Raw genomic sequence first — 13,669 nt, forward strand, 5'->3', positions numbered from 1 at the left:
TATTTGGAAAAAGGACTTCCTATTTCACAAGCGTTTCAATAATCTTGATTAAACGGTCACCCGCATCTGGCACCCCTTGGTTCAGGGCATTCGTCGCAATTCGGTCTCGTTCATTTTTGTCAGCCATTAAGCCATCAATTTCAGCTAGAAACCCCTTAACATTTAAGTCGTTTTCTAAAATCATGCGGGCCCCATCGTGTTTCACTAAAGAGCGCGCATTCATTTCCTGATGGTTGGCTGTTACATTAGGGCTTGGAATCAAAATAGACGGTGTCCCCAAAGCGGTTAATTCAGTCATTGTTGTTGCACCTGAACGACACACAACTAGGTCAATGGTGTTGAACAAGGCTGGCATGTTATTGATGTAAGAAACAATTTGGACATTGTCCCACTCGTTAAAGTCCGTAAATGCTTCTTGGAATTCTTCGTAATAAGTATCCCCTGAAGCGATCAGTACTTGATAATCTTTTTCGATAAAGGCCGGAATAGCTTCTTTAACAGTTTCGTTGATCCGTAAAGCGCCACGACTACCACCGAAAATCAATACTGTTGGCTTGCCGTTTTCTAGACCATAAGTAGTTAAATCTGCCTTGTCTGAAATTGACGCTACCTCTTGGGCACGCGGATTACCTGTGAAAACTACTTTGTTAGCGTATCGTTTAAAATCTTTCGCTACATCCTCAAAGCAAATAGCTATTTTTGCCATAAAAGGCGCTAAAAACTTATTGGTCATCCCGGCAACGGAATTTTGTTCATGGATAATACTTGGCACACCTGTACGTGCAGCTGCATATAAAACCGGCGCACAGACATAACCACCTGTGCCAATTGCTACATCCGGATTAAAATCGCGGACGATTTGCTTTGCCTTACGTATACTGTCAAACATGTAATAAACTGTTCTGGCATTATCTAAAGAGAATGACCGTTTGATTCCTTGAATTTGGATAGTTTTGAAATCGACGCCTTCATTAGGGACGATTCTTGATTCCAATCCGCCTTCAGTCCCCACATACAGAAATTCTGCATCCGGATATTGCGCTAAAATTTGTTTTCTTAGGGCCAAGGCTGGGTAGATATGCCCCCCAGTCCCACCACCGGAAAGTAAAATTCGCATAATAAACTCCTTTTTCTCGCTAATTAATTTATTTGCCCAAGTCTTCAATCGCTTTGATATAACGATCACCACGGACTTCAAAATTTGGATATTGGTCCCAAGAAGCTGAAGCTGGTGACAATAGAATCGTGTCACCAGGTGCTGACATGTCATAGGCAGCTTTAACAGCTTCTTCAATCCATTCTACTTGTTGAATCGCTGTTAAACCTTGATTTTGCCCCAGGTCAGCAAATTTATCTGCTGCTTGGCCGAAAACAACCATGCCTTTCACCCGGTCCATGTGATCTGCTAATTCAGTCACTTCATTCCCGCGGTCTAAACCACCCGCTAACCAAATGACATTGTCTTGTTTTTGGCTGAATGAATCAAGGGCTGTAATAGAGGCATCGTTATTTGTCGCTTTTGAATCATTGTAGAAACGGCGACCATCGATTTCAGCAACAAACTGTAGACGGTGTTTCACGCCGTGGAAGGTAGATACGCCGTTTTTGATTTCTTCATTTGAAATTCCTAGTAATTTACCAATAGCAAGGGCTACTAGCATATTTTCTAAGTTGTGGTGTCCTGGTAGGAAGAAGTCTTTTCTGTTCAAGACAATTTCATCATGCCAGATAAAGTTTTGGCTATCTTGGTCGAACCAAGCACCGTCAGGTTGAATAGTGGTCGCTGAAAAAGGCACTACCGTTGCTTTTGTCGTCCGGTCGCCAAATACGTCCATTTGGTCGGCATTTAAAATCAAAAAGTCATCTGTTGTTTGGTTGGCAGTGATTTGCCATTTTGCAGAGATATAGCCGTCCATTGAACCATGGTAATCTAAATGGGCTGCATAAATATTGGTGATGGCTGCGATATGCGGTTGGAATGCATCTGTCCCCATTAATTGGAAGGAAGACAGTTCTAAAATCAACCGGTCATCTGCTTTAGCTTTAGAAGCGATGTCTAATGACGGGATACCAATGTTCCCCCCAACGTAGCTTTCACCTGCAAGTGAAGCTGCTTTCCCTAGCATTTCGCCAACTAGGCTAGTAGTTGTTGTTTTACCGTTAGAACCAGTGATACCAATAATTGTTGCATCGGTCATCTTATCTGCAAGTTCGATGTCCGTATAGACGGGTAGGCCAATTTCTTGCGCACGAACGACCATTGGGTTGCTATAAGGAATTCCTGGGTTTTTAACCATAAAAGCGAAATCTTCGTCTAATAGTGATACGGGATGACCGCCAGCAACAACACGGGCGTTATTTTCCTCAATTAGGGCTTGGGCATCTTTATTTTCTTCAAGTGGTTTGAAGTCGTTGACAGTGACAATTGCCCCTAATGCTTGTAGATGCTGCACGACTGAAACACCAGTCTTTGCAAGTCCGAGTACTAATATTTTTTTATTGCGAACTGATTCGCGCCATTTTGATGCTTCCATAATGATTTCCCCTTTAGTATGAATTTATATTAAAAGAATAATAAGCCGATGATTGCTGTCACTAAACCGACTGCCCAAAAGATAATATCTACCTTCCACTCACTCCATCCAATCATTTCAAAGTGGTGGTGGATTGGCGACATTTTAAAGACACGTTTCCCAGTCAATTTGAAGGAAGTGACTTGGATGATAACTGAAGCTGTTTCAACTACGTATACGAATCCAATCAATAGTAATGACCACGGATTGCCTAACATTACTGAAATAACAGCTAGTAAGGCACCTAGAGCTAGTGACCCGGCATCTCCCATGAAGATACGAGCTGGTTTGCGGTTAAAGAATAAGAATCCTAATAAACCGGCAACGATAGCGATACAGAATGCCCCTATTCCGCGTTCACCCATTCTAAATGCGATAAGCGCATAAGTTGAGAATGAGATCACACCAAGACCTGATGATAGGCCGTCAAGTCCATCCGTTAAATTGAAGGCATTTGAAAAGCCTGTGATCCATAGTAATAGGAAGACGAAGACGAATAAGACATTTGTAATGCCTGTTGTAAATGGAAATGGAATCGATACATGGAAGGTAATTACACGCATTAATAATACAATCAGGGCTGAACCCACAATTTGTAAAATCAATTTTTGTAGTGAAGTTAAGCCTTCATTTTGTTTCTTGAAAATCTTTAAGAAGTCATCGGCAAATCCGATGCCACCAAAGAAAATCATTGTCCCAACTAACAACCAAACTTCACCGTGCCATTGACCGGTAAGTATAGACCAAACTAATAAACCTACTAGGGCTGCGGATAGAAAGACTACCCCACCCATTGCTGGGGTACCAGATTTGGCTTTATGCCAAGCTGGCCCCTCATCTCTTGTAACTTGTCCGAACTGTTTTTCACGCATAAATTGAATGAAGAACGGCATGCCGACTAATGTTAACACTAATGTCGTGATAAAAAGTAATACCATAATTTTCCCTTTCTCTTCCCTTGTTTAAATAGGTTAATGTGGATTTATTTTCCTTGTTTTTAGGTGTTTAAGACTCCGCTAATTGTAACACAATCGTCTTGTTGTTATTGATTTGTTCGCCTGTCGCAATCGACTGACCAACAACAACCCCTTCACCTTCAAGTTCAACTTCAATACCCAGTAACGAAGCTAAGGCTTGGCTTGCTGAAGCGTTCAATCCAGTAAAGTCTGGCATGGTTGGATTTGCATCGTCAGACATCAAGAAGATTGGTTGGGTAACAGACACTTCCTCATTTGCTGCAGGTGTTTGACTGAGGATGTTTGCCCCATCACCAATCACTTCTACATTGACGAAGCTAGCATCTGATAGGGTCTGTTGCGCCTCACTAATGGTTATTCCTGACACATCCGGGACGGTTGCCGTCACAACTGATTCACTATCGCTTAAGGCATTATATTCTAGCGCTCTTGTTAATAATGGTGTATAAATTTCTGTCATCATATCGCTAGCAGTCGTATCCAAGTTTTTCGGTTGCTCCGCTGTGATATATAGGACATATTGCGGATCTTCACTTGGGACAAAACCGACTACAGAGTACAAGTATTTAGTTAAACCTGCTTCATAGGTATTGGTTTCAAGATTGAAGACCTCTGCAGTACCTGTTTTAGCGGATACTGTATAACCATCTAAGTCATAAGCGGCCCCGGTACCTGTGTCTGCATAAACAACAGATTGTAAGTATTCAAGGGTCTTATTAGCAGTTTCTTTTGAAATTGGTGATGAGACTACTTCTGGCTCAACAACTTGCATCGTCCCGTCTTCTTCATAACGGTTAACCAATTGTAATTTCATCATATTTCCGTCATTAGCAATTGCGGTGAAGGCTTGCATCATTTGATAAGGGGTCACATAAATCCCTTGCCCAAAACCAGTCGTTACTTTATCTGCTTCATAATCATAGTTCATTGACCCACTTGCTTCGTTGGCAAATCCTGAACCCGTTTCTTGCAGTAGACCGAACTCACGGATATAAGATTCCCAAACGTCATAACCCATCTCTTTTACTAAATGGATCATCAGGGTATTTGATGATTGTGATAACCCCTCTAGTTCGGTAATCACACCCCACCCACTTCCGTTATAATTGGCAATCGTTGAATCGCCCATAGTTACGGGACTTGAATCGTAGAATGAATCTGGGTCAAATACCCCTTCTTCAATGGCTGCTGCTACAGTTAATACTTTAATCGTAGATCCTGGTTCATAAGCTTTTTCAACTAGTAAGTTTTGCCACATATCGTCGATACCTTCTTTTGTTTCTAAGTTGAAGGTTGGTCTTTGTGACGCTGCAACAATTTCGCCAGTTTCTGGTTCAACTAGCATAGCTGTCATTGACGTTGGTTCATATTTTTCATAAACCTCTGTCATCAAGGTTTCTAAATAAGTTTGTAGTCGTGAATCTAAGGTTAAGTATACGTCAGACCCATCGGTAGGTTCTTCCTCCACTTGTCCTGTGCCACTTAACTCAACATTGGTCGAACTCGATTGGTAAGATTTACGGCCATTGGTACCTTTTAGGGTTTCATCCATAGACAGTTCCAAGCCCATTTGGCCGGTCAAACGGCTGTCAATTGCAGTGCCAGCTTCCATATACTCAGCATACCCAATTAAATGAGAGGCAAAGACGCCATTTGGATACATTCTAGTTGGCGTTTCATTAAACATAATACCTGGTAGATTTTGGTCGTCAATGGCCTTCATCTCAGCGTATGTCAGGTCTTGCCCTGCCGTACCAAACTCTACTTGAGAAGCGTCTTGAGTGTTCAGTCGCTCTAAGATTTCTTCAGCCGTTAGGTCGATATATTGCGACAAGATTTGAGCAGTATTTTCCTTATCCACTACATATTGCGGGTCCTCTGGTTCAGACCATTCATCCGTTAAAACTGCGTACAATGAATAAGAAGTAGCATCCATTGCCAATGGATTTCCACCTACATCATAGATGGTTCCACGTTGTGCTGACAATATGCTACTTCTATCGTATAGGTTTTGGGCCTGCGCCGATAAATCTTGACCGTTCACAGTCCCAAAAACCATTATTTGCGTTAAACGAATGCCAAATATGAGTAGTAAAAAACCTGCCAAGCCCATCATCGCTCTAATTGTTTTTTTGCGATTCTTTTTGAGTTTTCTACTGTCTTTCATTATTCCACATTCCTTATATTTTCTTCATTCATATTCAACCCTTGTTCTTCAGCGATCTCTACTACTCGTGAGTAGTTTGATAATTCGTGGACTTCTTGGGTTAAATTCTCTTTTTGAACACCTAAATCTTCTGCGTTTTGTTGCACTTCTTGTAACTGTTGTGACGCTGCATTCACGTTAGCACGCATAATGGTCACCCCTAATAGTCCTGCAATCATGACTAGAAAAGCTACTGTCATCAACATTTTTTGCATCAGTGAGAATTTTACTTTTGATTTACTTTTACTGGCTGGTATACTCGCCGGAAGAGCAGCCACATTCCGCTTTGGTTGCGCTTGTTGACTTTCTTCTGGGTAAGCCGGAATATTTGGAATGGCTCTTTCGGCCGGCATAGCACTCATTTTAATATTTACTTGGTCTTGAAGTAGAAATATTGCCATAAATACGGCTCCCTTCTTTTAGTAGGCTTCCTTTTTCTATTGGTCTAAGGTTGATTTAAATGTCTATTTAATACGTTCGATTATACGTAACTTGGCACTTTGTGCGCGTGAGTTATAGGCCAATTCTTCTTCACTGGCATAAATTGGTTTTCTATTGACCAATTTAAAAGGCGCTTCAATATCCGTATTAATCACTGGTAAATTTGCCGGTAATTCTTCGCCTGTTGAAGCATCTTTGAACATTTGCTTCACAATGCGGTCTTCTAATGATTGAAAAGAAATCGCCGATACACGTCCGCCAACATTCAATAAATTCAATGCTTGCTCTAGTGAGTCTTCAATCGCGCCTAATTCATCGTTGACTGCAATACGCACAGCTTGGAAAATCCGTTTAGCCGGATGTCCACCCTTACGGCGTGCCGGTGCAGGAATAGCTTCCTTAACAATGTCCACTAATTCCTCCGTACGCGTAATCCGGTGATCCGCTCTTCTTTGCTCGATTTTACGGGCAATTTGCTTAGAGAATTTTTCTTCTCCGTAGCGATAAAAAATACGTACAAGATCATTGAATTCCCAGTCATTAATAATGGTTTCTGCTGTTAATGCTTGGGTTTGGTCCATACGCATGTCTAATGGTGCATCTTGATGGTATGAAAATCCGCGTTCAATCTCATCTAATTGTGGCGAGCTCACGCCAAGGTCATACAAGATACCGTCTACACCGGTAATACCCATTTTTTCAAGTTCTGACTGGATATGTCTGAAATTATTATGAACAAGGGTCACTTTCCCACTTTCGATTTCCGCTGCCAATACTTTCTCGGCATTGCCAATGGCCACTAGATCCTGATCAAAGGCGATTAAACGACCTTCGTCAGATAGGGCTGCTGCGATTTTAGAACTATGTCCAGCACCACCCAAAGTACAATCAACATAAATACCATTGGGTTTGATTGCCAATCCGTCTACTGATTCGTTTAACAACACTGAGATATGATGGAATTCATTTGCCATTCTTCTGCCATCCTCTTCTTCTATAATTCTTTATCTCTTCAAAATTTATTTCATTATTTTCTAATTTATGAGCTTAATTAAAGGCCGAAATCTAACATGTCTTCCGCAATTTCTTCAAAGCTTTCTTCAATTTCAGAAGAGACACTTTCCCATCTTGCTTTCGACCAAATTTCAATACGGTCAGAAACCCCTAAGACTAGACACTCTTTTTCAAGATTGGCATAATCTACCAAGGTTGATGGGATGTTAATACGTCCTTGCTTATCAATTTCGGCTTCAGCCGCTGCAGAATAGAAAAAACGTGTAAAAGCACGTGCTTCTTTCTTAGCTAGCGGTAATTGTTTCAATTTCTCTTGAATTTTCTCCCAATTGTCTAAAGGATAGCCAAAAACACACCCATCCAAACCACGTGTAATCACGAACTTAGCACCTAAGTCCTCACGTAATTTCGCTGGGATGATGATTCGCCCTTTGGCGTCGATATTATGTTGGAATTCACCCATTAACATCTTTTATCACCTTCTGTGCCTAACCTTAGCCTTTATTGGTTTAAGTCTACCATATCTCCCCACTTTTCACCATATGTCCCCAAAATTTTGCTGTTTTTTTACACAGTTTGTGGAAAAGGCGTAATTTCGGGTTTTTTTCTACAAAAAAAGAAGCTTTGAACCTTTTTTTAACAAGGTCCAAGCTTCTTTTTGAATATTTTAAAGAATTTTAAGTTTCTACCTAATAGAGATTGATGACTAGCTAATGTTTACATTGTCACTACTTGAATAATCCGGCAGATGGTTACCAGCATATAAAGAATGAACGTAAAGGAGAAGGCAATATTTACCAGCATGCGGTAAAATTTTCCAACAATAACTTCTTGATTTCTCACAAAACGCCAAACTAAAATACCAATCGCTAATAAGGAAATCACAACCACTAAGTGGGGAATAATTGAAAATAATAATAAATCCTTGGAAATAAAGTGGAGGCAAACCAAAAGAATGGGAAAAACAACATCAATCGGTGCAAATTTAATCCGCTTATTAAAGTAGAGGTAAGGTTTTCCAACTGTACCCACAAGCAATAAGCTCACGATGGGTAGTAGATAAAACAGTATTTCGCTCCATTTGAAAGCCATGATCGTCAACCTTTCCTTTGTTTTCTGTATCAACCATAAGTTTGTCATCCATTAATACTAGCTAAGATGGCTAAAAATGTCTAGAATGATTTTTTCTTTGAAAAGGAAAACAAAAAAGGCACTAACCAAAAGCGGTTAGTGCCCTTTTAATTATATATAATCAAAGTAAACATTTAAGTTTCCCACATATCAACTATGTGGTAATTCTCAATGAATCTTGCGCTAAATAAAATTATTCAGCTGCTGCGTCAGTCATTACATCTTTACCATCGTAGAAACCGCAGTTTGCACATACATGGTGAGATTTACGTAATTCACCACAGTTAGGGCATGCGTTCATTCCAGGTACTTCTAACTTGTAATGTGTACGGCGCTTGTTTTTTCTTTGTTTAGACGTTTTACGTTTTGGTACTGCCATCATTACACCTCCTAATTAAATATCAATTATGCTTCATCCGACGATTCTGAATCTTTAAACATATCTTGAAGTTTGGCGAATTCAGGATTAATAACTTCCTCTTCATCGCGTTCAGCTTCAAACGCTGTTTGACTTACAACTCGCCAGTCATTCCCTTCAGGAAACGCATCGTCAGCCTCTTCCTCTTCAGTTAAAATCTGAATTGGTAGATTTAGAAGAATGTTGTCCCGAATAGACTCTCGCAAATCTAACGTGTAGCTATCCATAGATAGTTGAACAATGTGTTCTTCATCGACAATATCTGTCTCCCAACCGTCTTCAATAAAACGTTCGGAAACTGGTAATTGTAGATCCAGCACTACCGGCTCTAAAGACCGTGTAGATGGCATCGTCATTTTTAGTGCTAATCGTAATTGTGTCAATACTGTATGTTCTTCATAGAGAACCATACCATCAACTGAAACAGATGACATGTCGATCAACTCAGGTATTACTGCCTTCATTTGCTCTTTCATATCGACTGATTCTTGGATCATCATTGGTTGGGATGCGATTTGACGCAACTCTTGAATAGACCATTTCATTATTGACCACCTAATAAGCAACAAGAAAAATTATACTAAGTCTAAACTTATTTGTCAATGTTTTTTCCTTGACAAGGTCATTAAATTAAACTCATTATCACTTTTTGACTGTCATATTTACAGGATGAAACGCACTTTCCCATACTACTAGGTCTCCATCAAAAAGTAAACTATTTTTCTTCTGCTCCCTTTCCTTTTTTTATTTCGTAAATATTGGCGGATGATTGAAATTTTGTGTATCAACTTGTGGTTTTAGTATTTCATACATCCGGTCAACCTTCAACCACATTGGCCAGTTTTCTTCACTCGTCTGGTCCACACGACTCACCAATTGCCATAGACTGTCGTCCCTACTCAAATCCGATTTAACCATCTTCAAGTAAGCCCGTCCCTTCTCAGTCGCCCCAAGCAACATCAAAGGCTGTCGATGACTAGGTGAAAGCACTACCTGCATCTCATCTTTTTGAATATTCAAAGCCACCATCAAAGCCGTCCTTTGCACCCGATTTGCCGACCAATTCCGATTCTTCACCCGGTCCACAAAATCAGAGAAATTGTCCACCTGCTTGATCGCCTCAACCATCCGGTTTTCCATACCGCCCACCATTTGATAGATAACCCCTAACTCTTCGTTAGAAGCCGTCAACAAACGATAGCGCAGATAGGGGAACAAGTCCGCCCACGACACCATCTGGTCCGCTTCAACCGCTTCACATAAAGCCTCAGCCATATCCCTCGGCACCATCTTCTCCAATTCGTTTGAATCTTTAAGACCCTTTAAATCTTTGGAAAAGAGGTAGTGACGTATGGCTGACCCAGAGGTATAAAGGCTAGTGTCTTGGACTAATTGGCCTGCATTTAAGGCGCTTAAACGGTGGTTATCCCCAATCCGTTTGACTGGAACCATCATTAAAGGCGTCTGTAACTGGGCATTAACCTTGGCATAGGCAAAAGCCAGTAAGGTGTTGGCGTTCTCTTTAAAGTTGACCTTTAAATCCGCAATTTCTGGATGGGTTGCCTGCAAATATTGAATAGCTGCAATCCGTTTTTCAGCGAAAGAACGGTTGTCTACATCTGCTACATATTGGTCAGCTGCAGCCACTTGATTAGGGTGGGCAACCATCCACTTGGCCAATTGTTCATAATCAGAAAAGTGGTCGTCTTCAACCCCAAAAGAAATAGCCGTAGCACCAAGGGCCGCCAAAGCCTTTACCCCGCCTTCAGCGAAGTAATCAGCTGGTTGGGTCGCAAACCAAAATGGTAACTCAACCACTAAATCACAGCCGTTTTCCAAAGCGACGGCTGCCCGAGCCCACTTGGATACCAAACTTGGTTCCCCACGTTGAACGTAGTTACCTGACATAACACCAATCACAAGGTCGGCCTTGGCCTGGTCTTTGGCTTTTTTGATCTGATAGGCGTGTCCGTTATGGAACGGATGCCATTCGGCAATAATTCCGACAGCTTGCATAGGGTCACCCCTTTTCCAAAGTGTTTACATTACTTATTTCTGCGCTGAAAAGAAGATACGTTTAGAACTTTCATCCGGTGTGTCTTGGCTAAAGTCTGCTGTGACATGGATGTTATTGAAGCCTACTTGTGTCAAGATTTCCTGATATGCTTCAACAGACAAGGTCTGTTCGTAATGCATTTCTTCAAAGCGTTGGTAGTTGTTATCATCTGTGTTTTGAACGAATACGTTAATGGTATGGTCGATCGTATTTTCGCCACGGAACTGGTCTGATGTCCAGGTAAATACAGCGTCATCCCACTCAACGACAAAGGATGTTTCTGGATAGATGTCATTCATTTGATGGATAGAGTGAACGTCGAACATGAAAATCCCGTCATCTTGTAATTGCTGGTAGATATGGGTAAAAGTAGTTTTTACCGCATTCGCGTCCGCTAAATAATTAAAGGTATCGCAAAAGCAGGAAATGACTGCTGCCTGCGCCTTTAATTCAAATGTGGTCATATCGTCTTGCCAGAATTCAAGGTCTAGCTTAGCTTCCTTGGCGTTGGCCTTAGCTGCTGAAACCATTTTTTCAGACAGGTCCAAGCCCTTGATTGGATACCCTGCTTGGGCCATCAAAATAGCGAATTGACCACCTCCTGCGCCAAGGTCCACCCAATAATCTTGACCCTCTAAGAATTTGTCAAAGGCCTGCATGGTCTCTGTGGCATAGGTAAACCAAGATAGGTATAGGCTGTCATCAAACAAAATTTCGTAGACGTCAGCGAATACGTCATATTGTTGTTGATTTTCTGTCATGGTCGCGCCCTAGCTAATCCATTCTTCTACGTTGACTAATGGTGCCTCAGCCCACATTTTTTCTAGGTTATAGAAACCACGTTCTTCACTTGTAAATACGTGTACAATCACATCGAAAGCATCGATTAAGATCCAACGGTTACCGTCTTTTCCTTCGATACCCTTCACTGAGAATTCTGCTTCTTCAATTGCTTCCTCAACAGCGTCAACAATGGCTTTAACTTGACGGTCGTTACGTCCAGACATGATGACAAAATAGTCAGCCATTGGTGTTGTGTTGGCAACGTCTAAGGCAACGATATCTGTCGCTAAGCGGTCATCTGCGCCTCTAACGATTGCTTCTAATAATACTTCACTCTTCTTAGTCATAAATACTCCTTTATTATTACTTAGTCTGATTACATATTCTTATTCGTTTTTTTATTGTTATATCTTTGGACCCAATCATTATAGATTGCAATGGTTTCTGGGTATACTTGACGGCCTGACTCAACCAAATGCACAATGGATTGCTTGATTTTAAAGTCTACTGCGGCATCTAAGTCAGTCTTAGCTAATTCACGGGCTTTTTCAACGCCTTTAAAGTCACGATCTGGTTCGATATAGTCGGCGATAAATAAGATTTTTTGATTTAGGGTCATGTCATAACCCCCAATAGTATGGGACCAAACAGCCTGTAAGATATCTTCATCCTTGACCCCAAACTGGGTTTCAGCGATCATAGCGGCTAGTGGACCGTGCCAGATGGCAGATCCATAATTTAGCCACTCAGGGTCATAACCCGGATGGTCTATAAACTCAGCCAAGTGGGTTTCGCTGTCATCTTTGGCATAATCATGGAGCAAAGCTGCTATACTGGCCTTATCTACGTCCGCTTCAGGGTATTGTTCAGCTAGTTGAATCGCTGTTTTTTCTACCCGCAAAACGTGCTTATATCGCTTGTTGGTTAAACGAGCCTGCAGTAATTTTTCAAGCTCGTCACGTTGAATATTGATTAAATCCGGATTTAATTTTCTATCTTTCATGTGCTTGATATAACCCCTTTTCCTGAATATAGGCAGCTACGGCTGTTGGCGTCAGATAGCGGATAGAAGCCTTGTCTGCTACTGCTTTTCTGATTCTTGTTGAGGACACAGTCATCCCTTCAGCGTCTACAAAAATCAATGGATAGTCCGTATCATTTTGATATCCCTCACGGCCGACACCTACAAAATGCACCATCTTAATCAATTCATCAATTCGGTGCCATTTAGGTAAGTTTTCGATCATATCAGCACCGATAATGAAGTAAAACTCATAAGTTGGATACAAAGTTGTTAAAATCTCCATTGTATCCACCGTATAAGATTTCCCTACTCGGTCGAGTTCAATTGCTTCTAGACTAAAATGTGGATTGTCTTGGATCGCCAATTCAATCATATCTACCCGGTAGGCGTCATCTAAGGTTTCTTTGGTTTCCGCATGGGGTGGCTTCTTGTTTGGCATAAACCATACTTCATCCAATTTCAATTTGTCATAAACTTGTTCAGCCATTAATAAATGCCCGTTATGGATGGGGTTAAAGGTCCCCCCAAGAATGCCAATCCGTTTATGGGGATTGTCTTCAAACGCTAATTCTGTCTCTGGTTCATTTATCAAACGAACATGTTCTTGATCTAAAAATGATACCTTTGCCACAATTTGCCTCCTGTAATTAGCCTAAAGCTTTTACTTGCGCTGAGATTTCTTGATACTTAGCTTCAGATGAAGGACGGTATAAAGTAATCACACGACCAATTGTTTGGACAACAAATGCATCTACTGCCTCAGCGATTTCCGCTGCCGCCTCGTTAGTTTCCTCATCTGTATTTTGTAATAAATGTACCTTGATCAACTCACGTTTTTCTAGGACTTCATCAATTTGCACCATAAATTCTTCTGATAAACCGTTTTTGCCAATATTGGCTACGGGGTTCAAATGATGGGCTTCTTTACGTAAAAATTTCTTTTGTTTGTTATTCAAAATGAATAGTCTCCTTTCATATTAGGGTGCGAGAGCCGACCTTTCATTTCAGCAGGCTCAAACCCGATTTTCCTCTAGCTGATAGGCTAT

The 13,669-nt window shown here is 41.1% G+C and carries 16 protein-coding genes; all 16 read right to left on the reverse strand.

Annotated elements, in window-relative coordinates:
- Positions 1-19: 19 nt before the first annotated feature.
- Positions 20-1,117, reverse strand: coding sequence for an undecaprenyldiphospho-muramoylpentapeptide beta-N-acetylglucosaminyltransferase (gene murG / locus ACFW0C_RS04510; RefSeq protein WP_378105756.1), 1,098 nt, complete (start codon positions 1,115-1,117; stop codon positions 20-22).
- Positions 1,118-1,145: 28 nt separating this feature from the next.
- On the reverse strand, positions 1,146-2,534 hold the full coding sequence (murD, locus tag ACFW0C_RS04515) for a UDP-N-acetylmuramoyl-L-alanine--D-glutamate ligase (protein WP_378105759.1): 1,389 nt from the start codon (positions 2,532-2,534) through the stop codon (positions 1,146-1,148).
- Positions 2,535-2,563: 29 nt separating this feature from the next.
- On the reverse strand, positions 2,564-3,511 hold the full coding sequence (gene mraY / locus ACFW0C_RS04520) for a phospho-N-acetylmuramoyl-pentapeptide-transferase (protein ID WP_378105762.1): 948 nt from the start codon (positions 3,509-3,511) through the stop codon (positions 2,564-2,566).
- A gap of 67 nt (positions 3,512-3,578) precedes the next feature.
- Entirely contained in the window at positions 3,579-5,717 is a 2,139-nt protein-coding gene (locus tag ACFW0C_RS04525) for a penicillin-binding transpeptidase domain-containing protein (RefSeq protein ID WP_378105764.1), read from the reverse strand.
- A complete protein-coding gene (gene ftsL / locus ACFW0C_RS04530; protein ID WP_290490778.1) occupies positions 5,717-6,157 on the reverse strand; it encodes a cell division protein FtsL in 441 nt (146 codons plus the stop codon). The genes ACFW0C_RS04525 and ftsL overlap by 1 nt, the downstream gene beginning before the upstream one ends.
- A 63-nt stretch (positions 6,158-6,220) precedes the next feature.
- The gene (rsmH, locus tag ACFW0C_RS04535; RefSeq protein ID WP_290490777.1) at positions 6,221-7,171 is read right to left on the reverse strand and encodes a 16S rRNA (cytosine(1402)-N(4))-methyltransferase RsmH; all 951 of its coding nucleotides are present in this window, start codon (positions 7,169-7,171) and stop codon (positions 6,221-6,223) included.
- A 77-nt stretch (positions 7,172-7,248) separates the two neighbouring features.
- Positions 7,249-7,680, reverse strand: coding sequence for a division/cell wall cluster transcriptional repressor MraZ (mraZ, locus tag ACFW0C_RS04540; protein WP_290490776.1), 432 nt, complete (start codon positions 7,678-7,680; stop codon positions 7,249-7,251).
- 248 nt (positions 7,681-7,928) lie between these two features.
- Positions 7,929-8,351, reverse strand: a complete 423-nt coding sequence (locus ACFW0C_RS04545; RefSeq protein WP_378105767.1) for a DUF3397 family protein — start codon at positions 8,349-8,351, stop codon at positions 7,929-7,931.
- A 184-nt stretch (positions 8,352-8,535) separates the two neighbouring features.
- Positions 8,536-8,721, reverse strand: coding sequence for a 50S ribosomal protein L32 (gene rpmF / locus ACFW0C_RS04550; RefSeq protein WP_016897670.1), 186 nt, complete (start codon positions 8,719-8,721; stop codon positions 8,536-8,538).
- Positions 8,722-8,747: 26 nt separating this feature from the next.
- Positions 8,748-9,305 (reverse strand): DUF177 domain-containing protein, encoded by a 558-nt coding sequence (locus ACFW0C_RS04555; protein WP_003143613.1) that lies wholly within the window; start codon positions 9,303-9,305, stop codon positions 8,748-8,750.
- A gap of 199 nt (positions 9,306-9,504) precedes the next feature.
- Positions 9,505-10,776: a nucleotidyltransferase family protein gene (locus ACFW0C_RS04560; protein ID WP_378105768.1), complete on the reverse strand. Its 1,272-nt coding sequence runs from the start codon at positions 10,774-10,776 to the stop codon at positions 9,505-9,507.
- A gap of 33 nt (positions 10,777-10,809) precedes the next feature.
- Positions 10,810-11,577, reverse strand: coding sequence for a class I SAM-dependent DNA methyltransferase (locus ACFW0C_RS04565; RefSeq protein ID WP_378105770.1), 768 nt, complete (start codon positions 11,575-11,577; stop codon positions 10,810-10,812).
- A 9-nt stretch (positions 11,578-11,586) separates the two neighbouring features.
- Positions 11,587-11,946: a ribosome silencing factor gene (gene rsfS, locus ACFW0C_RS04570; protein ID WP_003143608.1), complete on the reverse strand. Its 360-nt coding sequence runs from the start codon at positions 11,944-11,946 to the stop codon at positions 11,587-11,589.
- Between the two features lie 29 nt (positions 11,947-11,975).
- Entirely contained in the window at positions 11,976-12,602 is a 627-nt protein-coding gene (gene yqeK, locus ACFW0C_RS04575; protein WP_378105773.1) for a bis(5'-nucleosyl)-tetraphosphatase (symmetrical) YqeK, read from the reverse strand.
- Positions 12,592-13,254, reverse strand: a complete 663-nt coding sequence (locus tag ACFW0C_RS04580) for a nicotinate-nucleotide adenylyltransferase (RefSeq protein ID WP_378105776.1) — start codon at positions 13,252-13,254, stop codon at positions 12,592-12,594. Before ACFW0C_RS04580 ends, yqeK begins: the two co-directional genes overlap by 11 nt.
- Positions 13,255-13,270: 16 nt before the next feature.
- On the reverse strand, positions 13,271-13,579 hold the full coding sequence (yhbY, locus tag ACFW0C_RS04585) for a ribosome assembly RNA-binding protein YhbY (RefSeq protein ID WP_338191204.1): 309 nt from the start codon (positions 13,577-13,579) through the stop codon (positions 13,271-13,273).
- Positions 13,580-13,669 lie beyond the last annotated feature (90 nt).

The organism is Aerococcus sp. NPDC058936, assembly GCF_042741995.1.
In the GTDB taxonomy this organism is placed as follows: Bacteria; Bacillota; Bacilli; order Lactobacillales; family Aerococcaceae; genus Aerococcus.

Bases quoted from the DNA above. Each gene is read 5' to 3' on its own strand.
- mraZ (WP_290490776.1), bottom strand. From the start codon at position 7,680: ATGTTAATGGGTGAATTCCAACATAATATCGACGCCAAAGGGCGAATC.
- murD (WP_378105759.1), bottom strand. From the start codon at position 2,534: ATGGAAGCATCAAAATGGCGCGAATCAGTTCGCAATAAAAAAATATTA.
- ACFW0C_RS04565 (WP_378105770.1), bottom strand. From the start codon at position 11,577: ATGACAGAAAATCAACAACAATATGACGTATTCGCTGACGTCTACGAA.
- rsfS (WP_003143608.1), bottom strand. From the start codon at position 11,946: ATGACTAAGAAGAGTGAAGTATTATTAGAAGCAATCGTTAGAGGCGCA.
- ACFW0C_RS04545 (WP_378105767.1), bottom strand. From the start codon at position 8,351: ATGACAAACTTATGGTTGATACAGAAAACAAAGGAAAGGTTGACGATC.
- rpmF (WP_016897670.1), bottom strand. From the start codon at position 8,721: ATGGCAGTACCAAAACGTAAAACGTCTAAACAAAGAAAAAACAAGCGC.
- ACFW0C_RS04560 (WP_378105768.1), bottom strand. From the start codon at position 10,776: ATGCAAGCTGTCGGAATTATTGCCGAATGGCATCCGTTCCATAACGGA.
- mraY (WP_378105762.1), bottom strand. From the start codon at position 3,511: ATGGTATTACTTTTTATCACGACATTAGTGTTAACATTAGTCGGCATG.
- yqeK (WP_378105773.1), bottom strand. From the start codon at position 12,602: ATGAAAGATAGAAAATTAAATCCGGATTTAATCAATATTCAACGTGAC.
- ftsL (WP_290490778.1), bottom strand. From the start codon at position 6,157: ATGGCAATATTTCTACTTCAAGACCAAGTAAATATTAAAATGAGTGCT.
- murG (WP_378105756.1), bottom strand. From the start codon at position 1,117: ATGCGAATTTTACTTTCCGGTGGTGGGACTGGGGGGCATATCTACCCA.
- ACFW0C_RS04555 (WP_003143613.1), bottom strand. From the start codon at position 9,305: ATGAAATGGTCTATTCAAGAGTTGCGTCAAATCGCATCCCAACCAATG.
- rsmH (WP_290490777.1), bottom strand. From the start codon at position 7,171: ATGGCAAATGAATTCCATCATATCTCAGTGTTGTTAAACGAATCAGTA.
- ACFW0C_RS04525 (WP_378105764.1), bottom strand. From the start codon at position 5,717: ATGAAAGACAGTAGAAAACTCAAAAAGAATCGCAAAAAAACAATTAGA.